The organism is Pseudomonas sp. PDM10 (assembly GCF_014852295.1).
Lineage (GTDB): Bacteria > Pseudomonadota > Gammaproteobacteria > Pseudomonadales > Pseudomonadaceae > Aquipseudomonas.
Genome location: NZ_JACVBJ010000001.1, coordinates 466237 through 488181, shown reverse-complemented (window position 1 = coordinate 488181; position 21945 = coordinate 466237). Strand labels below are relative to the sequence as shown.

The window sequence follows — 21945 nt, the reverse complement described above, 5'->3', positions numbered from 1 at the left end:
CCCGGAACCCGACTTACTGATCGTCGAAGAACTTCATTCCTGCATAGGGCCGCTGCCGACAGGCTGCCAGCCTCGATGCCAGGTCGCCGACATGGGCTTCGAGCTTGTGCCCGTCTGGGTCGAGGAAATAAAAGGACGCGCCTTCGCTCCGGTTATCACGCCATTCCCGGACGTCGGCGGATCGCAGGCGTTCGACGAAGAGCGGGAAGTCTGTTGCGTTGATGTTGAAGGCGAAATGGGTGTAGTCGGCGGCGGGTTCAGAATTGCGCAGTGGATCAAGGGAAAGGCACAACCAAAGACCCGGCAGCGAGAGATAGGCGCCAGTGCCCCACGTGGCTTCAAGCTGAAGTTGCATCAGATCTTGATAGAACGCCACGCTGCGGTTCAAATCGGTGACAGCGAGGGTCAGGTGGTTGAGGCCTGTTAGCAATTTAATTTCCTCACGGGTATGTTCTGAACCAACGGTATCTGGAGCGCAAAAGCAGTGGAAAAGCCTAAAACCAAAAAACACAGCGATGCGTTTCATACAACAGACATATCGCACAGGCACTCAGCACACCAGGCCTTGCTGTTCGACGAAATCCAGCAAGCGCTGACTGAAGCGGATAGCGGTGATTTCGCGAGTCCAAAAGAAATGAAAGCGGTTTTAAGCAAGTGGGTGACAAACATCAGCTGATGCGTCGCTTTCAAACCAAAAATAATCGTCATCTACCGGCATTCCGATAAGACTCCTTGCCACAAATGCAGGCATACCTGAAATACCACGTTTGGGGTGTGCTTTATTTCGCTGGCGCTGATGCTATTGCCCAAACTCGGAGCCTCGGGGTTTATGGCGTTGGTGCTGGCGGGACAAGTGGTTGCGTCGCTAGTGCTGGATCACTTCGGGTGGTTTGGGTTGGTGGGGCGGGAGATGACAGTGCCTCGGGTGTCTGGGGCGGTGTTGTTAATGGCTGGAGTGGTGTTGATTCAGTTCGGAGGCACATTGGAAAAAGCGATAACAGCAACGTCTTGATCGTTCCCACGCTCTGCGTGGGAATGTAGCCCGTGACGCTCCGCGTCACTGGACGCAGAGCGTCCCTTGAAGCATTCCCACGCAGAGCGTGGGAACGATCATCTTCTTGCGATCGCAGCCTCCGCCAGCTCCTGCAGTGATGCGTGGTCGATGCAGGAACCGGCGTAGCCTGCGAAACTTTTAAAACTTGTCGAGCGTACGCAGCTTCTGCGGCAACCCCCAGAGCAGCAGCGCGACGGCGATCAGCGCAGCGACGCCGATGACATACAGCGCCGGCGTGGTACTGCCCGTCAGGTCTTTGATCCGCCCCACCATCACCGGGCTGACGATGCCGCCGAACTGGCCGAGGGTGTTGATGACTGCAATCCCGCCAGCAGCCCCTGCGCCCGCACCGGCCAGCAGTTTGGGCGGCAGGGTCCAGAAACTCGGGATAGACGCGATGATTCCGGCACCGAGCAAGCCCAGCGCGACAATCAGGAAGGTCGTGTGGTTAGCGAAGATTCCCGCACAGAAGAACCCCACCGCGCCCACCGCAACCAAACCTGCGACAAACTTGCGTCGCTCGCCGGTCGAGTCAGACAACCGCCCGATCACCACCATGCTGATGGCGCCGCAGATGTAAGGGATGGCGGTCAGCAAACCGATCATCACCGGGCTCTCGGTGCCGGCGCTGCGAATCAGTTGCGGGGCCCAGAAGTTCAAGCCGTAGGACGCCACCTGAATCAGGAAGTAGATCAGCCCGAGTGTCAGGAAACCCGGAATCCGCAGTGCGGCGAGCAACGAGCCGCCGCTCTTGTGCGGTTCATGGTGCGCAATACGGCTGGCCAGCAGCGTTTTCTCTGAGGGCGTCAGCCAATGGGCGTCTTCGATGCGGTCCTTGAGCAATGTCAGCACCAGCAAGCCGAGGCCGATGCAAGGCACGCCGCCCAGCAGAAACAGCCAGTGCCAGCCGCGCATATCGAGGAAGCCGTCGAGGTGTTGAAGCACCAGCCCGGAGAACGGTGCGCCGACCAGACCGGCAAACGCCGACGCCAGAAACAACATCGACGTGATGCGCCCACGATAATGCTGCGGGAACCACAGCGTCAGGTAATACAGGACTCCCGGCGCAAAACCGGCTTCCATCGCACCAATCACAAAGCGCAGCACGTAGAACTGCCATTCGCTATTGACGAAGACCATGGCCGCAGTAGCGAGCCCCCAGGACATCATGATCCGGGCGATCCAGCGCCGGGCGCCGACCTTGTACAGCATCATGTTGCTCGGCACTTCGAAGATCACGTAACCGACCACGAACAACCCGGCGCCGAGTCCGTAAGCGGTGTCGCTCAGGCTCAGGTCGGTCTGCAGCTGGAACTTGGCGAAGCTGATGTTGATGCGGTCGAAAAACGCGAACAGGTAGCAGACCATGATCAACGGCATCAGGCGCCAGGCGACTTTGCTGACCAGGGCTTTTTCTTCGTCGTGGCTAACGGACGGGCTCGCGCCCGCCTCCAGTACATTTAGGCTCATGATGGTTCTCCAGGTGGACTGCCCGTGGGTGTCCGATTGTTTTTGTTGTCTGGTTGAGATGATCGGGTGTGGATGCTTTTACTGTGGGAGCGAGCCTGCTCGCGATGACTGAGTCATATCCGACATATCAATTGACTGACCCACCGCTATCGCGAGCAAGCTCGGCTCCTACAGGGATTTGTTGGGATCAGGACGGGGACGGATGCAAATCGCAATTGCGTCCGGCCTTGGCCAGTTGACCGGGCACTTCGTGGCCCAGCAGTGCGGGTAATCCTCGTGACAATTGCAGCAACAGCGGCAGATCGATGCCGGTGTGAATGCCGATTTCATCGCACAGGTTGACCAAATCTTCGGTGCAAATATTGCCCGAGGCACCCGGCGCGAACGGGCAACCGCCGAGGCCGCCCAGCGCCGCGTCAAAGCGTCGGGCACCGGCCTCATAAGCGGCCAGTACGTTGCACAAACCGAGGCCGCGGGTGTTGTGGAAATGCAGGGTCAGATCAGCCGGCGAAACTCGTTGCAAGACCCGCCGCACCAGCCGATCGACCTGCCGCGGATTGGCCATGCCGGTAGTGTCGGCCAAGGTAATGCCCTGAATCCCGAGCTCCTGATACGCCTCGACGATTTGCAGCACGCGATCCTCATCGATCTTGCCTTCAAACGGGCAGCCGAAGGTGGTGGCGATGCTGGCGTTGAGTCGCACCGACGTCCCGCGAACGTATTGCACGATCTCGCCGAACGCGGCCAATGAGGCTTCGCAACGCATGCGCATGTTCGCCAGGTTGTGGGTCTGGCTGGCGGACATCACCAGGTTCAACTCGTCGGCCCTGGTCGCCAACGCCCGTTGCGCGCCTTTGAGGTTGGGGATCAACGCGACGTAAATCACCCCCGGTTGCCGGGTGATGCCCTTGAACACCCGCTCACCATCGCGCAGCGCCGGAATCGCCTTGGGCGAAACGAACGAACCTGCTTCGATGCGGCTGAAACCGGCCAGCGACAGCTGATCGATCAAGGCAATCTTGTCGACGGTTTCGACCCAGGTCGGCTCGATCTGCAAGCCGTCGCGGGGGGAGACTTCCTGAACAATCAGAGTCTCGGAAAAATCAGTGATCATTGCACCACCCCTTCCGCTTTCAGCCGTTCGATGTCCGAATCCGTAAGGCCCAGCCCCGCGAGGATGCCGTCGGTGTGCTGGCCCAACGTAGGTCCGGACCAGTTCACGCCACCGGGCGTCTCGGACATTTTCGGCACGATGCCGGGCATCTTCACCGTGGCACCGCCGGGCAGGTCGGCGTTGAGCAGCATGTCCCGCGCTTGATAGTGCGGATCGGCGACGATGTCGGCGACTGAATAGATGCGCCCGGCCGGGACTTCGGCCGCTTCCAGTGCCGACAACACTTCGTCGATCGGCAGGCTGCTGGTCCAGTGAGTGATCGCCGCGTCGAGCACGTTGCTCTTGGCGGCACGCCCGTCGTTATGGGCGAACTCCGGCGCATCGGCCAGGTCACGGCGACCGATGACGTCCATCAAGCGCTTGTAGATCGGGTCGCTGTTGCCGGCGATCACCACGTAGGCGCCATCGGCCGTCAGATAAGTGTTAGACGGCGCGATGCCCGGCAAGGCCCCGCCGCTGCGCTCACGAACATGGCCGAGCATGTCGTATTCCGGCACCAGGCTTTCCATGACGTTGAACACACTTTCAGCCAGCGACACATCGACGACTTGCCCACCGCCCTGCCCGGTCTTTACCCGCAGCAGCGACATCAAGGCACCGATCACCGCGTGCAACGAAGCCAGGGAATCGCCGAGGCTGACGCCCACCCGCGCCGGCGGTGAACCGGGGGTGCCGGTGGTGTAGCGGATCCCGCCCATGGCCTCGCCGATGGCGCCAAAACCTGGACGATCACGGTAAGGGCCGGTCTGGCCATAACCGGATATACGCACCAGCGTCAGGTCAGGGTTGAGGGCGTGCAACACGTCCCAGCCCAGACCGAGTTTCTCCAGGGCACCTGGACGCAGGTTTTCGATCAGCACGTCGGCGCTGGTCGCCAGTTGTTTGACCAGTTCAATGCCTTCGGGTGATTTGAGATTCAGTGCGAGGGACTTCTTGTTTCGCGATTGCAAGTACCACCACAGCGACGTGCCTTCGTGCAGCTTGCGCCATTTGCGCAGCGGGTCGCCCTGACCCATGGCTTCGATCTTGATCACGTCGGCGCCGAACTCGGCAAGCATGCGCGCGGCGAACGGCGCGGCGATCAGCGTGCCGATCTCGATCACTTTGATTGCACTCAAGGGGGCAGTCATCGCGGGGTACCTCATGTTGTTCTTGGAATATGAGCCAAGGCTAGAGGACCACGGGGGCTGGAATCCAACCTTCAGTTGGCAACGAGCGTTCGCGAAACGCGAACGCCCGGAAGATTACCGCGACCTTGAGGCCGCCATCGCGAGCAGGCTCGCTCCCACAGTTGATCTGCGGCGCACATAAATCCCCTGTGGGAGCGAGCCTGCTCGCGATGGGGCCAGTCCATCCAATCGAGAATGATCAGACATGCCCACGCAAATGCTCGAACAACATCCGGCTCACCGGCGACAGCGCCGCTTCATCACGCACCACCAGAACCAACGCGCGATCCGACCAGTCATCCGTCAACGGCACCGCGTGCAAGCCCAACGCCCGGCCAAACAGCTCATAGGCTTTTTGCGGCAGGATGCCGATGCCCATGTTGGCCTGGACCATCCGGCACATGGCGTCGAAACCCGGTACATGAATCCGCAACCGCAGCACTTTGCCCGCCTCGCGCGCGGCTGCGTGGGTACGCATATTGATTGAACTGGCGGAATGCAAACCGACGTAATCGCTGCCCAGCGTATCGGCGAAGGCCAGGCTGGAACGACTCGCCAACGGATGATCGGGCAGCATCAACACCATCAGTTTGTCCTGTCGATAAAGCACGCTGTGCAGACCTTTGACGTCGCTGTCACTGGAGCAGATCCCAAGGTCCGCCACGCCATCCAGCACCCCCTGAATCACCCCGCTGCTGGGGCGTTCTTCGAGGTCGGTCTTGACTTGAGGATGACGCGCGGAGAAGTCCCGCAGGTCTTCGGGCAGGAACTGAATGATCGCCGACAGGTTGGCGAGCATCCGCACATAGCCGCGAATACCGTGGCTGTGTTCGCCCAGTTCGAGCCCCATTTTCTCCACGTTGAACAGCATCTGCCGAGCATGGTGCAACAAGGTTTCACCGGCCGGCGTCAGGGTCATGCCCTTGGCCTGGCGCACGAACAGGCTGATGCCCAGCGCTTCTTCCAACTCCATCAGCCGCTTGCTGGCCGCCGACACGGCGATGGCTTCACGCGCGGCGGCACGGGTCAGCGTACCCTCCTCATGAACGGCGACAAACAGCTGGAGAGTGATCAGGTCGAGGCGGCGGATCAGGCTTTTTTGCAGCATGGAGGGCTCGATGACTTCTGTTCGACAGAGTCGGCAGGATAGCCCGGTTTTTACGCGATTCGGCAAAGCAATTAGCCCACAGGCAGTTCTGGCCGCCCTATTGCGTCGCGGTGTTTGGTCAGTCTTTGAGTTATCGGATCAGCCTGTTTCTGGCCAATAACCGTTCGCCGGTCGGCGGTGCCTGGGCGATGGCGTTGGGCGCGATGCTCGCGCCCAACGCAATACTTCCTAAAACGCGCTGCGGAAAATCTCCTCGATCTGACGCTGATCCGCCACGCGAGGATTGGTCAGGCCACACGCATCTTTCAACGCATTGCTGGCGAGCATCGGGATGTCGTTGAGCTTGGCGCCGAGCTCACGCAAACCGGCGGGGATTTCCACGTCTTTGGACAGGCTGCAGATCGCCACGATGGCCGCTTGGGCGCCCGCTTCCGGGGTGAAACCGCGAACATCGACGCCCATCGCAAGGGCGACATCGGTAAGGCGATCGGCGCAAACCAGCGCGTTAAAGCTTTGTACGTGGGGCAGCAAGACCGCGTTGCACACACCATGAGGCAAGTCGTAGAACCCGCCCAACTGGTGGGCCATGGCGTGGACAAAACCCAGGGATGCGTTATTGAACGCCATGCCAGCGAGGAACTGCGCGTAGGCCATGTTTTCCCGCGCGGCCATGTCACTGCCGTCGCGGACGGCCAGGCGCAGGTTGTTGCTGATCAACGTGATCGCCTTCAGTGCGCAGGCATCCGTGATCGGATTGGCCGCCGTGGAAACGTAGGCTTCGATGGCGTGGGTCAGTGCGTCCATGCCAGTGGCAGCCGTCAGGCCCTTGGGCATGGCGACCATCAGCGCCGGGTCGTTGACCGACAGCAGCGGCGTGACGTTGCGATCGACAATGGCCATTTTCACGTGACGGGACTCGTCGGTGATGATGCAGAAACGGGTCATCTCGCTGGCGGTGCCGGCGGTGGTGTTGATGGCGATCAGCGGCAGTTGCGGCTGGGTGGATTGATCGACGCCTTCGTAATCGCCAATCTGCCCGCCGTTGGTTGCGCACAACGCGATGCCTTTGGCGCAGTCATGGGGCGAACCGCCGCCCAGGGACACCACGAAATCACAGCGGGTTTCCTTCAGCAGACCCAGACCGATCTCGACGTTGGCGATGCTCGGGTTAGGCTTGGCGCCGTCGAAAATCACCGAATCGATGTCCTGCATCGCCAACTTCTCGGCAATCATCTTCGCTACGCCCGCCTTGGCCAGCCCGACGTCGGTGACGATCAGCGCCTTGCGAAAACCGTACTTGCGAATGGCGTCCATGGCTTCGTCGAGGCAACCGATGCCCATGATGTTCACGGCGGGGATGAAAAACGTGCTGCTCATGAGCGAGTCTCCTGGCTGAGGCCGAATCGTTAGCGCCGATCCAGCGGGGACCCACAGGATCGACCTATCGGTCATTAAGTAACTTGATCTGGCTCAAGTCTTGGTCGTGATAAAGTCGCCGCCCACCAGACCTTCTGCTTTGAGACTTTGAACGCAATGACCGATTTCCAGGATGTTGATGCCCAACTTGAAGACTGGAACGCCTTGCGCGCCACCGCCTCGTTCAGCGGCCTGCTGGTGGGCAACGGCGCCAGTCGCGCCGTGTGGGACGATTTCGGCTACGACTCGCTGTTCGAAAACGCCCGTACCGTCGAAGAAAAACCCCTGAGCCAGTCCGAGCTGAGCGTGTTCGACGCCATGCAGACGCGCAGCTTCGAGCAGGTGCTCAGCGCGCTGAAAACCACCAGCCGGGTCAACAAGGCCCTGGCGGTGAGTTCCGCCGCGCCGCGCAATCGTTACTACGCGATCAAGGAAGCGCTGATCAACACCGTGCACGCGGTGCACATCCCGTGGCGACTGGTGGTGCCTTCGTCGCTGGCGATGATCAATCAGGAACTGGGCCGCTACCGGACCGTGTTCACCACCAACTACGATCTGCTCAACTACTGGGCGACCCAACACCAGCCTGATGCGATCAGCGACCTGTTCCAGGGTGCAGAATCAAGCTTCGATCTAAGCGCCACGGCGACCGATAAAACCCGGCTGCTTTACCTGCATGGCGGATTGCATCTGGTGCGAAATCAGGACGGTACGGCGCGCAAACTGATGTCGACCGAGGGCACGTTACTCGGCAGTTTCGCGATCAACAACACGATCAAGACCCTCGACGACGTGCCGCTGTTCGTCAATGAAGGTCCGGCGCAGGACAAGCTCAAGACCATTCGCAGCTCGGACTATCTGTCGTTCTGCTACGACCAGTTACTTGGCCATGGCGACGGGTTGTGCCTGTTTGGCCATGCCCTGGGTGAGCAGGACAGCCACATCATTCACGCCTTGCGCCAGGCGAAACCGCAAAGGGTGGCGATCTCGATTTATCCGCGCAGCAAGGCGTTCATTCAGCACCAGAAGCGGCATTACGCGAAGGTGTTTGAAGGCACCGGGAGTGAGTTGCGGTTTTTTGATTCGAAGACGCATGCGTTGGGGAGTCCGAAGCTCACAGTCCCAGTCGAGGTCTGAAGGCCATAAGATCGTTCCCACGCTCTGCGTGGGAATGCAGCCCGTGACGCTCCGCGTCACTGGACGCGGAGCGTCCCCAGAGGCATTCCAACGCGGAGCGTGGGAACGATCATTAAAAGCAACAGGAAATTTGTATCGGGATTCAAAGCACTGGCAGGGTCTTGTCCTTGATCACCGTGGTCGGTCCGTTGGCTTTGACGCTGGCGATGCCTTTCTCCAGCGCGGCAGCAGAGGTGTAAGCCTCGCTGCTACCGATGATCTCGTGGTTAGCAGCCTTGAGGTTGAAGTAAGGATGGCCATCCTTGGTGGTTTTCTTCTCGTAGCGCTCATCCTTCGGGCTGTTGCTCTGAACCGACACGATGCCTTTGTCAGCGGCAGCGCGGGTGGTGTACAGCTCGCTGGTCAGAATGGTTTCCGCGTTAGCGGCCTTCAGTACAAATTTGAACTGACCATTGCTGCTTTTGCTCACTTCATACCATCCAGACATGCTCTTTCTCCTTGGCAATTGAGAGGTTTTGCGCTTCAGAGTAAAGACCAGGCGAGGATTTTTGTCGCCTGTACCGGCCCCTTCGCGAGCAAGCCCGCTCCCACAATGGATCGATGTACACAATTCCCCTGTGGGAGCGAGCCTGCTCGCGATGAGGCCGGTAAGGTCAGCACAAAATCACCTATTTCACCACCGCACGCACCACCGATAACTCCGGCGCCTGCACCCGTCGCTGACTCAGATAACGGGTACAACTGACCCGCAAAAACGAGGCGAAATTCACCACCTCGCCGCGGTAGTCCATCACCTCTTCATACAGCTTGGCGATCAACTGGTTGGTGGTCATGCCGTCGACCTCGGCGATTTCGCTGAGGATGTCCCAGAACTGATTCTCCAGCCGCAGGGTGGTGACCACCCCGCAGATGCGCAGCGAGCGGGAGCGCGATTCGTAGAGAATCGGATCGGCTTTGACGTAGAGCTCGCACATGGAAAGGTCCCTCGTTACAGCGTGATTTTGGTGCCCAGCAACCCGAGGAAACCGGCGAGCCAGCTCGGGTGCGCCGGCCAGGCCGGAGCAGTGGCCAGATTGCCCTGAACATGACCTTCCGTCACCGGGATATCGATGAACGTACCGCCCGCCAGGCGCACTTCCGGAGCACAGGCCGGGTAGGCGCTGCACTCACGACCTTCGAGAATCCCCGCGGCCGCGAGCAATTGAGCACCGTGACACACGGCGGCGATCGGTTTGCCGGCCTTGTCGAACGCGCGCACCAGCTCCAGGACTTTTTCGTTCAGGCGCAGGTACTCTGGCGCACGACCACCCGGCACCAGCAGGGCGTCATAGTCCTCGGACTTGACCTTGGCGAAGTCGAAGTTCAGGGCAAACAGGTGACCGGGTTTTTCGCTGTAGGTCTGGTCACCTTCGAAGTCATGGATTGCCGTGCGTACGGTCTGACCGGCGGTTTTGTCCGGGCAAACGGCGTGCACCGTGTGGCCGACCATCAGCAGCGCCTGAAACGGCACCATCACTTCGTAGTCTTCGACGTAATCGCCGACCAGCATCAGAATTTTTTTAGCGGCCATGGGGAGGACTCCTCTGGGAATTACGTAGGAGTATTCAAGGTAGTCCTTATCCGCAGGGTCGGGTAATAACCAGCTACTACCTGATGGACCGCGTCATCGTTCATCGCGGGCAAGCCCTGCTCCTACATGTCCAGTGTCGTTCTCACCTGTAGGAGCAAGGCTTGCCCGCGATGGCGTCCGCAAACTGTACGGATAACTCTGCGCCTAGCTGTAGCAGCAGCAAACGCCGGGTTTATGGCTAGATGAAGGTCTTCCCGCCACCCTCGATTCTGGTTGCCATCATGTCCTCGCGCGAAAACACCGGCATGGCCCTCGGCCTGCTCGGCGTTGTGATCTTCAGCCTCACCCTGCCCTTCACACGGATCGTCGTGCAGGAACTCCATCCGCTGCTCAACGGCCTGGGCCGTGCGCTGTTCGCGGCGGTTCCGGCGGCGTTGCTGTTGCTCTGGCGTCGGGAAAAATGGCCGACCTGGAAACAGGTCAAAGGCCTGACCCTGGTGATTGCCGGGGTGATCCTCGGCTTCCCGGTATTGTCGGCCTGGGCCATGCAAACCTTGCCGGCGTCTCACGGTGCGCTGGTCAACGGCTTACAGCCGTTGTGCGTGGCGCTGTACGCCGCGTGGTTGTCCCATGAACGACCGTCGAAAGCCTTCTGGGCCTGCGCTGCGCTGGGCAGCGCGCTGGTGCTGGGTTATGCGCTGATCAGCGGGGCCGGCAGCATTCAGGCCGGTGATTTGCTGATGCTCGGCGCGATTGCCGTTGGCGGCCTGGGTTATGCCGAGGGCGGCCGATTGGCCAAGGAGATGGGCGGTTGGCAGGTGATCTGTTGGGCACTGGTGCTGTCGACGCCGTTGCTGATCGGGCCGGTGGTGTACCTGGCGCTGCAACATCAGGGCGAGATTTCGGCCAAGACCTGGTGGGCCTTCGGTTACGTCTCGCTGTTCTCGCAGTTCATCGGTTTCTTCGCCTGGTACGCCGGGTTGGCGATGGGGGGGATTGCCCGGGTCAGTCAGATCCAGCTGTTGCAGATCTTCTTCACCATCGCTTTTTCGGCGCTGTTCTTCGGCGAACACATCGAGCCGATCACCTGGCTGTTTGCCGCCGGGGTGATCGTGACCGTGATGCTGGGGCGCAAGACGGCCGTCAAGCCAGCGCAGGTTGCTACAGCCTGACCCCGGCCCCGTAGGAGCAAAGCTTGCTCGCGATGGCGTCCTCAAGATCGCTATCGCGAGCAAGCTGTGCTCCTACAGACGATGGCGTCTTTGAAATCGCTATCGCGAGCAAGCTATGCTCCTACAGGGATTGTGATCAGAGGTAGCCGTCAGCCCGCAGCAGGGTTTCCAGGCAATGTTCGCTGATGTGGTAGAAATCCTTCAATTCCTGAATCTTCACCAACAGCTGGGCCGGATCAACCGGCTCGGCACGTTTGACCGCCAGGATCATTTTGTTCTTGTTGGTGTGGTCCAGTGAGATGAACTCGAACACCTTGGTCTCGTAACCGCAGGCTTCCAGGAACAACGCGCGCAAACTGTCGGTGACCATTTCCGCTTGCTGGCCCAAATGCAGACCGTATTGCAGCATTGGCTTGAGCAGCGCCGGGCTCTGGATCTGCAGGCGGATCTGCTTGTGGCAGCACGGCGAGCACATGATGATCGAGGCGCCGGAACGGATGCCGGTGTGGATCGCGTAGTCGGTGGCGATGTCGCAGGCATGCAGCGCGATCATCACGTCCAGCTCGCTCGGCGCCACGCTGCGTACGTCACCGCACTTGAACACCAGCCCTGGATGCTCGAGCTTTGCGGCCGCGGCGTTGCACAAATCCACCATCTCTTCGCGCAACTCGACGCCGGTCACCACGCCTTCGGCCTTCAAGGTGTTGCGCAGATAGTCATGGATCGCGAACGTCAGGTAACCCTTGCCCGAGCCGAAATCCGCCACCTGAACCGGCTTGTCCAGCGCCAGCGGTGAGGTGGTCAGCGCATGGCTGAAGACTTCGATGAACTTGTTGATCTGCTTCCACTTGCGCGACATCGCCGGGATCAGCTCGTGCTTGCTGTTCGTCACACCAAGGTCGGCGAGGAACGGCCGGCTCAGGTCGAGAAAGCGGTTCTTCTCGCGGTTATGCTCAGCGGACGGCACTTCACGCAATTGCTGAGGTTTGCTCTTGAACAGCGAAGACTTGCCCTTTTTGCTGTATTCCAGCTGAGCTTCATCCGTCAACGACAGCAAATGCGCATTTTTGAACGATGCCGGCAAGAGTGCGGCGATGGTCGCTACGCCCTCGGCAATCGGCAAATTCTTGGTGATGTCGCGGGTTTTGTAGCGGTAGACGAAGGACAGGCAGGGCTGATCCTTGACCGTCAGCTGCTTGATGATCAGCCGCTGCAAGTCCACTTCAGTGCCGACGTACTTGGCCAGCACCAGTTTGATGAAGGCGTTATCGTCGAGGCTGGATTGCAGCAGGTCGATGAACTGGGCGTGGTGATCCGGCGCGAGGCTGGCGGGAGTGGCGGTGACAGACATGGGAAAAACGGCCTCGGGCGGTGCGGATCGGGGAATGGCGGGTATTTTAGGGGGGATGGCCGTTCGGGACACGCAGTTATTTACCGAACGGTGCGAATCGCGAGGCAAGTCGAGTCCCCTGTGGCGAGGGGACTTGTCCCCGTTCGGCTGCGAAGCAGTCGTAAAACCTGAGAACTCGGTCTAACCGATGAATCGAATGGGGCCGCTTCGCGACCCAACGGGGACAAGTCCCCTCGCCACAAAAGCCCTCTCACCACAGAAGGTGTGTCAGATCCGGAGTGTGAAATCAGCCCAACACCACCAACCGATTCGGCAACTCATTCCTCACATGCGTCACCGGCACATGCACCTTGAGCAACTCGCCACACGCCTCGACGCAGGTGACAAATCCCTGCAACGTCTGCCCCTGCTTCACCTGCTGAGTGAACGCCGCAACAATTCCCTCCCAGATCTTGTTGTCCAGCCGTTTGGAAATCCCTTCATCCACCAGAATTTCCACATAGCGTTCAGCCTCGCAGACAAAAATCAGCATCCCGGTGCCGCCCACTGTGTGGTGCAGGTTCTGCTCCAGAAACTGCCGGCGCGCCAGGTTCGAGGCGCGCCAGTGACGCACCGAGCGCGGGACCAGGTGAGTGGTGACTTTTGGAATCCTGAACACCAGGCACAGCACGATGAAACTGATCCATTGCACCAGCAGCAAACTGTGAAGGGTCAGCCAGCCCGTGAGGTAATGCACGATACCCGGCACGACCAGCGCCAGCAGGCTGGCCCAGAGCAGCGGGATGTATGCATAGTCGTCGGCGCGGGCCGCGAGCACGGTCACCAGTTCGGCGTCGGTGTCGCGCTCGACCCGGGCAATCGCCTCGGCAACTTTGCGTTGTTCGTGTTCAGTCAGTAATGCCATGTTTAAGAATGCCCACTCGCTATTGTTGTGTGATCACCAGCCGCCCGAGGAACCGCCTCCCCCGAAACTGCCCCCGCCGCCGCTGAAGCCCCCGCCTCCACCGCCACCACCAAAACCTCCACCGCCGAATCCGCCGCTAGAACCGCCTCGACCGCCGCCGCTGGGCAGGATCCCGAGCATCTGGCAGACAAATACCGTCAGGATGAACAGCATCACCAGAAACACGAAGATCCCCGGATGCCGTGAGACGAAGTCGCTTTCCTGATTGCCGCCGGAGTCATACACCGTGGACGGCTCATCCAGTGGATTGCCGCCCAGCACCACGAGCATCGCCGCGACCCCGTCGCTGATGCCCTTGCTGAAGTTACCGGTCTTGAACGCCGGGGTGATCACCTGATTGATGATCACCGAGCTCTGCGCATCGGTCAGCCGATCTTCCAGGCCATAACCGACTTCAATCCGCAGTTTGCGATCATCGCGCGCGACGATCAGCAATGCACCGTTGTTCTTGTCCTTCTGGCCAATACCCCAGTAGCGCCCCAGTTGATAACCGAAGTCCGCAATGTCGGTACCCTGCAAATCCGGCAGCGTGACCACCACCAGCTGCTCACCGGTGGCTTTTTCATGGGCCTGAAGCTGTTGCGTCAGCTGCTCACGCACCGCAGGCTCGATCATCTGGGCGTTATCGACCACCCGCCCGGTCAGTTCCGGAAACTTCAACGCAGCCTGGGCCGTCAGGGCAAACACCCAGAGCAACAGCACCAGGCCAACTTTCAACGCACGCATTGGCAACCTCATCCTTGGTGACGCTTCAAGCCCATACCGGCGCTTACTGGAACTTCACTTGAGGCGCTTTTTCCGCATCGGGGCTGGTGGCCTCGAAAGTTTCGCGGATTGGCAAATCGCTGTACATCACCGAGTGCCACAGGCGACCGGGGAAGGTCCGCAGTTCCGTGTTGTATTTCTGCACGGCGAGGATGAAGTCCCGGCGCGCCACGGCAATGCGGTTCTCGGTGCCTTCAAGTTGCGATTGCAACGCCAGGAAGTTCTGGTTGGCCTTGAGGTCCGGGTAACGCTCGGACACCACCATCAAACGGCTCAAGGCACCGGTCAGCTGATCCTGGGCCTGCTGGAACTGTTTGAGTTTTTCCGGGTTATCCAGGGTTTTGGCATCGACCTGGATCGAAGTGGCCTTGGCCCGGGCTTCAATCACGGCGGTCAGGGTTTCTTCTTCGTGCTTGGCGTAGCCCTTGACGGTTTCCACCAGGTTGGGAATCAGGTCGGCGCGGCGCTGGTACTGGTTCTGCACCTGGCCCCAGGCAGCCTTGGCCTGTTCGTCGAGGGTCGGAATCGTATTGATGCCGCAGCCGGCCAGCAGTGTGGTCAGCAACATCAAGGCTGCAACTTGCAGGCTCGACCGATAGTGGTGTCGTACGTTCATCTGGTTAATGCTCCCTTGCACATTCCGTTGAAAAACAACCTTCGAACTTTGAACCCGGCTCTTGGGGCATAATCTGCCGCCGCCACTGGATTGCATCGAGCCAATGGGCTAAAAGATGCCCCAGCGCGAAAACACGCGGAAGTGTGCTGCATTTACCTGAACAACAATAGTCGCTCCCTAAATTTTGGCTGACCGGCGCGTATTCACTGCCGTTTAGGCTTTTGAGAAAACTATTCATGAAGAAGCTGTGTTTGCTGGGCCTGTTCGTCAGCCTGGCCAGTCATAACGTATTGGCCGCCACGACGCCCGCTCCTCTGGAAAACAAGGACGCGTTCATCAGCAACCTGATGAAGCAAATGACCCTCGATGAAAAGATCGGCCAGTTGCGCCTGATCAGCATCGGCCCGGAAATGCCTCGAGAGCTGATCCGCAAGGAAATCGCTGCCGGCAATATCGGTGGCACGTTCAACTCGATCACCCGTCCGGAAAACCGTCCGATGCAGGACGCGGCCATGCGCAGCCGGCTGAAGATCCCGATGTTCTTCGCCTATGACGTGATCCACGGCCACCGCACCATTTTCCCGATTCCGATAGCCCTGGCCTCGAGTTGGGACATGGACGCCATCGGCCTGTCCGGGCGCATCGCCGCCAAGGAAGCCGCGGCGGACAGCCTCGACATCACCTTCGCGCCGATGGTCGACATCTCCCGCGACCCGCGCTGGGGCCGGACTTCCGAAGGCTTCGGTGAAGACACGTACCTGGTGTCGCGCATTGCCGGCGTCATGGTCAAAGCCTTCCAGGGCACGGGCGCGAACGCGGCCGACAGCATCATGGCCAGCGTCAAGCACTTTGCCCTGTATGGCGCGGTCGAGGGCGGTCGCGACTACAACGTCGTCGACATGAGCCCGGTCAAGATGTTCCAGGACTACCTGCCACCGTACCGTGCGGCTATCGACGCCGGTGCTGGCGGGGTAATGGTCGCGCTGAACTCGATCAACGGCGTGCCGGCCACCGCCAACACCTGGCTGATGAACGACCTGTTGCGCAAGCAATGGGGCTTCAAAGGCCTGGCCGTCAGCGACCACGGGGCGATTTTCGAGTTAATCAAACACGGCGTTGCCCGTGACGGTCGCGAAGCCGCGAAGCTGGCGATCAAGGCTGGCATCGACATGAGCATGAACGACACCCTCTACGGCAAAGAGCTGCCGGGGCTGTTGAAGGCGGGTGAGATCCAGCAAAGCGACATCGACAACGCCGTGCGTGAAGTGCTCGCCGCCAAGTACGACATGGGCCTGTTCAAGGACCCGTACCTGCGCATCGGCAAGGCTGAGGATGATCCGGCCGACACGTACGCCGAAAGCCGCTTGCACCGCGCCGAGGCCCGTGATGTCGCGCGTCGCAGCATGGTGTTGCTGAAGAACCAGGGCGAAACCCTGCCGCTGAAGAAAACCGCGAAAATCGCCCTGGTCGGCCCGCTGGCCAAGGCACCGATCGACATGATGGGCAGCTGGGCCGCCGCCGGTAAGCCCGCGCAATCGGTGACCCTGTTCGACGGCATGACCACGGCACTGGGCGCGCAATCGACGCTGATCTACGCCCGTGGCGCCAACATCACCAGCGACAAGAAGGTCCTGGATTACCTGAACTTCCTCAACTTCGACGCACCGGAAGTGGTGGACGATCCGCGCTCGGCCCAAGTGCTGATCGACGAAGCGGTGAAAGCCGCCAAGGATGCCGATGTGGTGGTGGCAGCAGTGGGCGAGTCCCGTGGCATGTCCCACGAATCGTCGAGCCGCACCGACCTGAACATCCCGGCCAACCAGCGCGATTTGATCAAGGCCCTGAAGGCCACCGGCAAACCGCTGGTGCTGGTATTGATGAACGGCCGTCCGCTGACGATTCTCGAAGAGAAGGAACAGGCCGACGCGATCCTGGAAACCTGGTTCACCGGTACCGAAGGCGGCAACGCCATCGCCGACGTACTGTTCGGCGACTACAACCCGTCGGGCAAATTGCCGATCACCTTCCCGCGTTCGGTAGGCCAGATTCCGACCTACTACAACCACCTGAGCATTGGCCGGCCGTTCACGCCGGGCAAACCGGGCAACTACACCTCGCAGTATTTCGATGACACCACAGGTCCTCTGTTCCCGTTCGGCTTCGGTCTGAGCTACACCGATTTCAGCCTGAGCGACATGGCGCTGTCGTCGACCACACTGAACAAAACCGGCAAGCTCGACGCCAGCGTCATGGTGAAAAACACCGGCAAGCGTGACGGCGAAACCGTGGTGCAGTTGTACATCCAGGACGTGACTGGTTCGATGATCCGCCCGCTCAAGGAACTGAAGAACTTCCAGAAAATCACGCTCAAGGCCGGCGAACAGAAAGTCGTGCACTTCACCATCACCGAGGATGACCTGAAGTTCTACAACACCCAGCTCAAGTACGCGGCAGAACCGGGCAAGTTCAATGTGGAGATCGGCCTGGATTCTCAGGACGTGACGCAGCAGAGCTTCGAATTGCTGTAACCCCCCGCGCGGACTGATCGTTCCCACGCTCCGCGTGGGAACGATCCTCGCCCCTACCCCCGTCGATCCAGCAGATTCACCACCAGCCGATCCACCCATCCCCAAATCCTTTGCTTCACCCGCCGCCACAGCGGCCGGCGTTGCCATGCTTCCAGGCTGACTTCCTGGCTCTGCGCAAAGTCCCTCTCGAAACTTGCCGCCACCGCACGCGTCAGCCCCGGATCCAGCGCCTCAAGGTTGGCTTCCAGGTTGAAGCGCAAGTTCCAGTGATCGAAATTGCACGAGCCGATGCTCACCCAGTCGTCGATCAGGACCATTTTCAAGTGCAGGAAACACGGCTGGTATTCGAAGATCGCCACCCCGGCCTTGAGCAATCGCGGGTAGTAGCGATGCCCGGCGTAGCGCACCGACGGGTGATCGGTGCGTGGCCCGGTCAGCAGCAGACGCACGTCAACACCGCGGCCCGCTGCCCGGCGCAGTGAGCGGCGGACTTTCCAGGTCGGCAGGAAATACGGCGTCGCCAGCCAGATTCGTTGCTGGCCACTGTTCAGTGCGCGAGTCAACGATTGCAGGATGTCCCGGTGCTGGCGGGCGTCGGCATAGGCGACCCGGCCCATGCCCTCGCCCATCGATGGCACGCGTGGCAGACGCGGCAGGCCGAAATGCGAAGCAGGTTTCCAGGCGCGCCGATGGCGGTTGGCAATCCATTGACGGTCGAACAGCAACTGCCAGTCGATGACCAAGGGGCCGGTGATTTCCACCATCACTTCGTGCCATTCGCTGGTGTCTTCGCCCGGCGTCCAGAATTCATCGGTCACCCCGGTGCCGCCCACCACGGCCATGCTCTGATCGACCAGCAACAACTTACGGTGATCGCGGTAGAAGTTACCCACCCAGCGCCGCCAGCTCAGGCGATTGTAGAAACGCAGTTCCACGCCCGCCGCCATCAATCGACGGCGCAAGGTCAGGGTGAACGCGAGGCTGCCATAATCATCGAACAGGCAGCGCACGCGCACGCCACGTTCGGCTGCCTGGACCAACGCCTGAACCATCGCCTCGGCACAGGCACCCGCCTCCACCAGATACAGCTCCAGTTCGACCTGCTCTTCGGCGCGGGCAATCGCGACCAACATCCGTGGAAAAAACTGCGGACCGTCGATCAACAGTTCAAAACGGTTGCCTTCACGCCAGGGGAAAATTGCGCCGGCCATGTCAGCGCGCCGTGAAAATCAGTACCGCACCCACCGGCACCGACAGACTGATGGCCGACAAACCGGCGACCTTGCGCAAACTTTCCAGACCGGGGGCCAGATCGAAATCCGCGGCATTGATGATCAGCGGTTCGAGGGTCACCACCTGGAAGCGCCGGTCATCGAGACGAGTCGCCAGCAGTTCGGCGTTGTATTCGTGTTGTTTGCCATGCAGGTTGACGGTCAGCGGCAGGCGCAATTCAAGTTGCGCGCCGGGCGCCAGATCGTTGATCGGCCGCAGATCGATCTGCGTGGTGATCAGCGCTTGGGGGAAAGTCTGGATTTCAAACAGGTCCTTGCGCATGCGTTCATCGCGCAGCGGGATGCCACTGTTGACCGAGTCCAGCTCGACTTCCACCTCGGCCAGGCCTTTGGGATCGACCTTGCCGTGCAGCACCAGAAAGCGCTGCACCTCGGAGATACTGGTGTTTTTGGTGCTGATGAACGACAGCCGCGAGGACTCGCCATCCAGATACCAATCGGCGTGGGCCGACAGCGTGGCGCTGGCCAGCAGCAGAAAGGCGAGGGTTTTGCAGAGGACGCGGTTGAACATAGAGACTCGTGGGGCAGATAAACGTGAGCTGAACCTTAACTGGCCTGAGGCAGGTTGCAAACTCTAATGCCACGGATCTTGGGTCAAACACATTCCCTACAAAAGCCCAACTCGCCGAAGTCAGGGCGACAGACGGCAACCTTGGCGTTCGCTGATCCATTGCGCGCTGTTGTTGCGGCCCATGCCGCTGACGGTGACGCGCTTGCTGGCGGGGTGATCAGTAAAGCCGCTGGTCGGCAGCCACTGCTTCACATAGCTGTGGCAGTACTCGGCCGGGTTGTTCATCACGTAACGGCACGAACAATATTCCTTGGCGGTATAGCCGCTGATGATCTCCGGGAAGGCCCACAGCGCCACGCGCTCTTGCCAGATCCAGCCGAGCAAGGCGATCGACAGGATCAACAACAGCGTGCCGAGCGGTCGGCGACGAACGAAGCTGCGACGTTTCATGGCAGCACCTTCGCGGCAAATGCCTGGAGCGCGAGCTTGAGCAATTCGTTGTGCCGGTAGCTGCCGTCGCGGTCATCGCCGTAGCGCACGATCACCAGGTGTTCGCTGGGAATCACGTACATCGCCTGCCCCCAATGACCCAGCGCGGCGAAGGTGTCGGCAGGTGCATCGGGCCATGGTTTTGCGGCGCCTTCCACTTCGCGGTTAAGCCACCAATGGCCGCCGGGCACGGCGTCGTCCTGATTGGCTTGATAATGGGCGAAAGGTTCACGGTTGAACGTGACCCAGTCCTTGGGTAGCAATTGTTGCTCGCCCCAACGGCCGTCGCGGGCCATCAGCAGACCAACTCGCGCAAGGTCTCGGGCGGTGAGGTAGGCGTAGGACGAAGCGACGAATGTCCCCGTGGCGTCGGTTTCCCAGACAGCGTGACGAATCCCCAAGGGCTCGAACAGAGCCGTCCATGGATAGTCCGGATAGCGGGTCGGACCGACGATGGTTTTCAGCGCAGCGGATAACAAATTGCTGTCACCGCTGGAGTAACGGAATGCCTGACCGGGTTTGGCGTATTCACCGTGATCGGCGGTGAACGCGGCCATGTTCGGGTGGCCACGGGTGTAGAGCATCGCGACCACCGAGGATTTCAACGGCGCGTATTCATAGTCTTCCTGCCAATCCAGACCCGAGGCCCAATGCAGCAGGTCGGCCATGGTCATCGTCGGGTGTTTTTCCAGCGGCGGATAAAATGTCTGCACCGGGTCCCGGAGCTTGAACAGCCCTTCGCCATAGGCCACGCCGAGGACCGTGGCCATCAGGCTTTTGCTGATGGACCAGGTCAGGTGCGGGGTGTCGGCGGTGGTCGGGCCAGCGTAGCGTTCGTAGATCAGTTGACCGTCGCGGATCACCAGCAAGGCGTCGGTGCGGATGCCTTTTCGGGTGGCCTCATCACGGGGTGGGAAGGCGTAAGTTTCCAGCGCTTGAAGCGCCGGTCCGCTGACTGTCGGACCGGTTGGCCATTGCTCGGCAGGCCAGTATTCGGCGTGGGCCGTGAGGCTGAGCAGGAGCATAAAGATCAGGGACAAGCCTTTGAACATGGTGGGGGCTCGGAGGGATTGGCCTGCTGAGCCTAGTAGAGGTTGATGACAGTTCCGGGATTGGTGTTATCAATGCGGCCGCCATCGCGAGCAGGCTCGCTCCCACATTTGAAATGCATTCCCCTTGTGGGAGCGAGCCTGCTCGCGATGGGGCCCGTCAATCCAGCGAAGATCCCGCGAGTGCCTTGGCCAACCGCTTCCCCCGCGCACCTGCCGCAAAATCCATCACGCCCTGATCACGCTGCCACATCGCCGCCCACTGCGGCGGGCCATCGGCCAGTGCCTGAGTCACCTCAGCCTTGAGCCCATCGAACTGCGCAAACAAGCCACCGAGCAACACATGCCCAGACGGATTATTCGGCGCCTGCCGGCTGACTTCCGCGCACCCGGCCAGCAGCGCCAGCAAACGCAGTTGCAAGGCTTGCGGCCAGTCGCTGTCCTGACCGATGCCGTACAGCCAGGCGGTCATGGCGCTCAGAACGTAAATGTCTTCAAGGGTGCGAAACGGTTTGATGTAGGCCTCCCAGCCATCCCCCGCCAACAGTTCGCACTGAGCGTTATCGAGAAACAGCCGACCATGGCTGATGTCTGGCATCAACGGGATCGCCGGTAGCTTCTCCAGACGCACACCCGGTTCACCGGGATAAACCACCGCCAGACTCAGGCGCGGTTTTTCGTCGGGGGCTTCACTGCGAGCAGCGATCAGCAGCCAATCGGCGGCATCGCCTGCGGTGACAAAATCCTTGCGCCCGCTCAGGCGCAAATCGTGCAGACGGGTCTGCATGTCCGCCACCCGCAGGCTGCGCTGTTCGGTCGCGCACAACGCGCCGAGGCTCAGCGGCGCGCTCGGCCAGAGCATGCGCAACGCCGCCTGATAGCCCACCAGAAACGCCAGCCCCGGCGTTGACATCAAACGCCCGCCGGCCACCGCCAGTTCGAACGGCGTGACGTTGCCCAACTGGTGCAACAAGGTCGCGAAACCCTCGCTCAGGTCCGGGTTGGTGGGCAGACGTTCACAGCGGCGCAGCAGGTTTTGCCAGAGCATAAGGAGGCTCCTCAAAGGCTGTCATATAAGCATCACCAAAGCTTCATGGCGATGACACCGGG

21 protein-coding genes and 1 pseudogene are annotated in these 21945 nt (G+C 60.4%); 4 read left to right on the top strand and 18 right to left on the bottom strand.

Features of this window, described 5'->3' with window-relative positions; genetic code table 11:
- Positions 1 to 13 precede the first annotated feature (13 nt).
- The gene (gene fos / locus IB252_RS02295) at positions 14 to 430 is read right to left on the bottom strand and encodes a fosfomycin resistance glutathione transferase (protein ID WP_192407560.1); all 417 of its coding nucleotides are present in this window, start codon (positions 428 to 430) and stop codon (positions 14 to 16) included.
- 336 nt (positions 431 to 766) lie between these two features.
- Between fos and IB252_RS02290 the strand changes: the two are divergent.
- A pseudogene (locus IB252_RS02290) lies at positions 767 to 1012 on the top strand (DMT family transporter); the annotation flags it as partial.
- Positions 1013 to 1192: 180 nt separating this feature from the next.
- On the opposite strand, the gene IB252_RS02285 reads toward IB252_RS02290, so the two are convergent.
- The 5 genes from IB252_RS02285 to yiaY form a co-directional block, all read right to left on the bottom strand.
- The gene (locus IB252_RS02285; RefSeq protein WP_111450892.1) at positions 1193 to 2524 is read right to left on the bottom strand and encodes an MFS transporter; all 1332 of its coding nucleotides are present in this window, start codon (positions 2522 to 2524) and stop codon (positions 1193 to 1195) included.
- Between the two features lie 187 nt (positions 2525 to 2711).
- Entirely contained in the window at positions 2712 to 3638 is a 927-nt protein-coding gene (locus IB252_RS02280) for a hydroxymethylglutaryl-CoA lyase (RefSeq protein WP_192406571.1), read from the bottom strand.
- Complete coding sequence (locus tag IB252_RS02275; protein ID WP_192406569.1) at positions 3635 to 4828, bottom strand: CaiB/BaiF CoA transferase family protein; 1194 nt, start codon at positions 4826 to 4828, stop codon at positions 3635 to 3637. The genes IB252_RS02280 and IB252_RS02275 overlap by 4 nt, the downstream gene beginning before the upstream one ends.
- A 238-nt stretch (positions 4829 to 5066) precedes the next feature.
- Positions 5067 to 5975, bottom strand: coding sequence for a LysR family transcriptional regulator (locus IB252_RS02270; RefSeq protein WP_192406567.1), 909 nt, complete (start codon positions 5973 to 5975; stop codon positions 5067 to 5069).
- Positions 5976 to 6203: 228 nt separating this feature from the next.
- Positions 6204 to 7352 (bottom strand): L-threonine dehydrogenase, encoded by a 1149-nt coding sequence (yiaY, locus tag IB252_RS02265; protein ID WP_192406565.1) that lies wholly within the window; start codon positions 7350 to 7352, stop codon positions 6204 to 6206.
- Positions 7353 to 7508: 156 nt separating this feature from the next.
- Between yiaY and IB252_RS02260 the strand changes: the two genes are divergently transcribed.
- Positions 7509 to 8528 carry a DUF4917 family protein gene (locus tag IB252_RS02260; RefSeq protein ID WP_192406563.1) on the top strand — a complete coding sequence of 340 codons (1020 nt, stop codon included), beginning with the start codon at positions 7509 to 7511 and terminating at the stop codon, positions 8526 to 8528.
- Positions 8529 to 8670: 142 nt separating this feature from the next.
- On the opposite strand, the gene IB252_RS02255 is transcribed toward IB252_RS02260, so the two are convergent.
- The 3 genes from IB252_RS02255 to IB252_RS02245 form a co-directional block, all read right to left on the bottom strand.
- A complete protein-coding gene (locus tag IB252_RS02255; protein WP_008152953.1) occupies positions 8671 to 9015 on the bottom strand; it encodes a YegP family protein in 345 nt (114 codons plus the stop codon).
- 181 nt (positions 9016 to 9196) lie between these two features.
- Entirely contained in the window at positions 9197 to 9502 is a 306-nt protein-coding gene (locus IB252_RS02250) for a ribbon-helix-helix domain-containing protein (RefSeq protein ID WP_008025707.1), read from the bottom strand.
- A gap of 14 nt (positions 9503 to 9516) precedes the next feature.
- Complete coding sequence (locus tag IB252_RS02245; RefSeq protein ID WP_008152949.1) at positions 9517 to 10098, bottom strand: DJ-1/PfpI family protein; 582 nt, start codon at positions 10096 to 10098, stop codon at positions 9517 to 9519.
- A gap of 281 nt (positions 10099 to 10379) precedes the next feature.
- Here IB252_RS02245 and IB252_RS02240 point away from each other — a divergent pair, with 281 nt between their 5' ends.
- Positions 10380 to 11270: a DMT family transporter gene (locus IB252_RS02240; protein ID WP_059402326.1), complete on the top strand. Its 891-nt coding sequence runs from the start codon at positions 10380 to 10382 to the stop codon at positions 11268 to 11270.
- A gap of 136 nt (positions 11271 to 11406) precedes the next feature.
- Here IB252_RS02240 and IB252_RS02235 read toward each other — a convergent pair whose 3' ends face one another.
- The 4 genes from IB252_RS02235 to IB252_RS02220 all read right to left on the bottom strand — a co-directional run bounded on the left by IB252_RS02235 (position 11407) and on the right by IB252_RS02220 (position 14966).
- Positions 11407 to 12621: a class I SAM-dependent methyltransferase gene (locus tag IB252_RS02235; protein ID WP_134097733.1), complete on the bottom strand. Its 1215-nt coding sequence runs from the start codon at positions 12619 to 12621 to the stop codon at positions 11407 to 11409.
- Between the two features lie 286 nt (positions 12622 to 12907).
- On the bottom strand, positions 12908 to 13525 hold the full coding sequence (locus IB252_RS02230) for a TPM domain-containing protein (protein ID WP_192406561.1): 618 nt from the start codon (positions 13523 to 13525) through the stop codon (positions 12908 to 12910).
- A 33-nt stretch (positions 13526 to 13558) separates the two neighbouring features.
- Positions 13559 to 14311 carry a TPM domain-containing protein gene (locus tag IB252_RS02225; RefSeq protein WP_192406559.1) on the bottom strand — a complete coding sequence of 251 codons (753 nt, stop codon included), beginning with the start codon at positions 14309 to 14311 and terminating at the stop codon, positions 13559 to 13561.
- Between the two features lie 43 nt (positions 14312 to 14354).
- On the bottom strand, positions 14355 to 14966 hold the full coding sequence (locus IB252_RS02220; protein ID WP_008152939.1) for a LemA family protein: 612 nt from the start codon (positions 14964 to 14966) through the stop codon (positions 14355 to 14357).
- A 236-nt stretch (positions 14967 to 15202) separates the two neighbouring features.
- Between IB252_RS02220 and bglX the strand changes: the two genes are divergently transcribed.
- On the top strand, positions 15203 to 17494 hold the full coding sequence (bglX, locus tag IB252_RS02215; RefSeq protein WP_111450905.1) for a beta-glucosidase BglX: 2292 nt from the start codon (positions 15203 to 15205) through the stop codon (positions 17492 to 17494).
- Positions 17495 to 17547: 53 nt separating this feature from the next.
- On the opposite strand, the gene IB252_RS02210 is transcribed toward bglX, so the two are convergent.
- The 5 genes from IB252_RS02210 to IB252_RS02190 form a co-directional block, all read right to left on the bottom strand.
- Entirely contained in the window at positions 17548 to 18705 is a 1158-nt protein-coding gene (locus IB252_RS02210; RefSeq protein ID WP_192406557.1) for a phospholipase D-like domain-containing protein, read from the bottom strand.
- A gap of 1 nt (position 18706) precedes the next feature.
- Positions 18707 to 19297 carry a YceI family protein gene (locus tag IB252_RS02205; RefSeq protein ID WP_111450907.1) on the bottom strand — a complete coding sequence of 197 codons (591 nt, stop codon included), beginning with the start codon at positions 19295 to 19297 and terminating at the stop codon, positions 18707 to 18709.
- Positions 19298 to 19417: 120 nt separating this feature from the next.
- Positions 19418 to 19747, bottom strand: a complete 330-nt coding sequence (locus tag IB252_RS02200; RefSeq protein WP_192406555.1) for an amidase — start codon at positions 19745 to 19747, stop codon at positions 19418 to 19420.
- On the bottom strand, positions 19744 to 20838 hold the full coding sequence (locus tag IB252_RS02195) for a serine hydrolase domain-containing protein (RefSeq protein WP_192406553.1): 1095 nt from the start codon (positions 20836 to 20838) through the stop codon (positions 19744 to 19746). Before IB252_RS02195 ends, IB252_RS02200 begins: the two co-directional genes overlap by 4 nt.
- 157 nt (positions 20839 to 20995) lie before the next feature.
- A complete protein-coding gene (locus IB252_RS02190) occupies positions 20996 to 21883 on the bottom strand; it encodes an acyl-CoA dehydrogenase family protein (protein ID WP_192406551.1) in 888 nt (295 codons plus the stop codon).
- Positions 21884 to 21945 lie beyond the last annotated feature (62 nt).

Bases quoted from the DNA above. Each gene is read 5' to 3' on its own strand.
- IB252_RS02275 (WP_192406569.1), bottom strand. From the start codon at position 4,828: ATGACTGCCCCCTTGAGTGCAATCAAAGTGATCGAGATCGGCACGCTG.
- IB252_RS02280 (WP_192406571.1), bottom strand. From the start codon at position 3,638: ATGATCACTGATTTTTCCGAGACTCTGATTGTTCAGGAAGTCTCCCCC.
- IB252_RS02235 (WP_134097733.1), bottom strand. From the start codon at position 12,621: ATGTCTGTCACCGCCACTCCCGCCAGCCTCGCGCCGGATCACCACGCC.
- IB252_RS02270 (WP_192406567.1), bottom strand. From the start codon at position 5,975: ATGCTGCAAAAAAGCCTGATCCGCCGCCTCGACCTGATCACTCTCCAG.
- IB252_RS02250 (WP_008025707.1), bottom strand. From the start codon at position 9,502: ATGTGCGAGCTCTACGTCAAAGCCGATCCGATTCTCTACGAATCGCGC.
- IB252_RS02260 (WP_192406563.1), top strand. From the start codon at position 7,509: ATGACCGATTTCCAGGATGTTGATGCCCAACTTGAAGACTGGAACGCC.
- IB252_RS02240 (WP_059402326.1), top strand. From the start codon at position 10,380: ATGTCCTCGCGCGAAAACACCGGCATGGCCCTCGGCCTGCTCGGCGTT.
- IB252_RS02225 (WP_192406559.1), bottom strand. From the start codon at position 14,311: ATGCGTGCGTTGAAAGTTGGCCTGGTGCTGTTGCTCTGGGTGTTTGCC.
- IB252_RS02220 (WP_008152939.1), bottom strand. From the start codon at position 14,966: ATGAACGTACGACACCACTATCGGTCGAGCCTGCAAGTTGCAGCCTTG.
- IB252_RS02245 (WP_008152949.1), bottom strand. From the start codon at position 10,098: ATGGCCGCTAAAAAAATTCTGATGCTGGTCGGCGATTACGTCGAAGAC.
- IB252_RS02210 (WP_192406557.1), bottom strand. From the start codon at position 18,705: ATGGCCGGCGCAATTTTCCCCTGGCGTGAAGGCAACCGTTTTGAACTG.
- IB252_RS02285 (WP_111450892.1), bottom strand. From the start codon at position 2,524: ATGAGCCTAAATGTACTGGAGGCGGGCGCGAGCCCGTCCGTTAGCCAC.
- IB252_RS02195 (WP_192406553.1), bottom strand. From the start codon at position 20,838: ATGTTCAAAGGCTTGTCCCTGATCTTTATGCTCCTGCTCAGCCTCACG.
- IB252_RS02255 (WP_008152953.1), bottom strand. From the start codon at position 9,015: ATGTCTGGATGGTATGAAGTGAGCAAAAGCAGCAATGGTCAGTTCAAA.
- IB252_RS02205 (WP_111450907.1), bottom strand. From the start codon at position 19,297: ATGTTCAACCGCGTCCTCTGCAAAACCCTCGCCTTTCTGCTGCTGGCC.
- IB252_RS02230 (WP_192406561.1), bottom strand. From the start codon at position 13,525: ATGGCATTACTGACTGAACACGAACAACGCAAAGTTGCCGAGGCGATT.
- yiaY (WP_192406565.1), bottom strand. From the start codon at position 7,352: ATGAGCAGCACGTTTTTCATCCCCGCCGTGAACATCATGGGCATCGGT.
- bglX (WP_111450905.1), top strand. From the start codon at position 15,203: ATGAAGAAGCTGTGTTTGCTGGGCCTGTTCGTCAGCCTGGCCAGTCAT.
- IB252_RS02200 (WP_192406555.1), bottom strand. From the start codon at position 19,747: ATGAAACGTCGCAGCTTCGTTCGTCGCCGACCGCTCGGCACGCTGTTG.
- IB252_RS02190 (WP_192406551.1), bottom strand. From the start codon at position 21,883: ATGCTCTGGCAAAACCTGCTGCGCCGCTGTGAACGTCTGCCCACCAAC.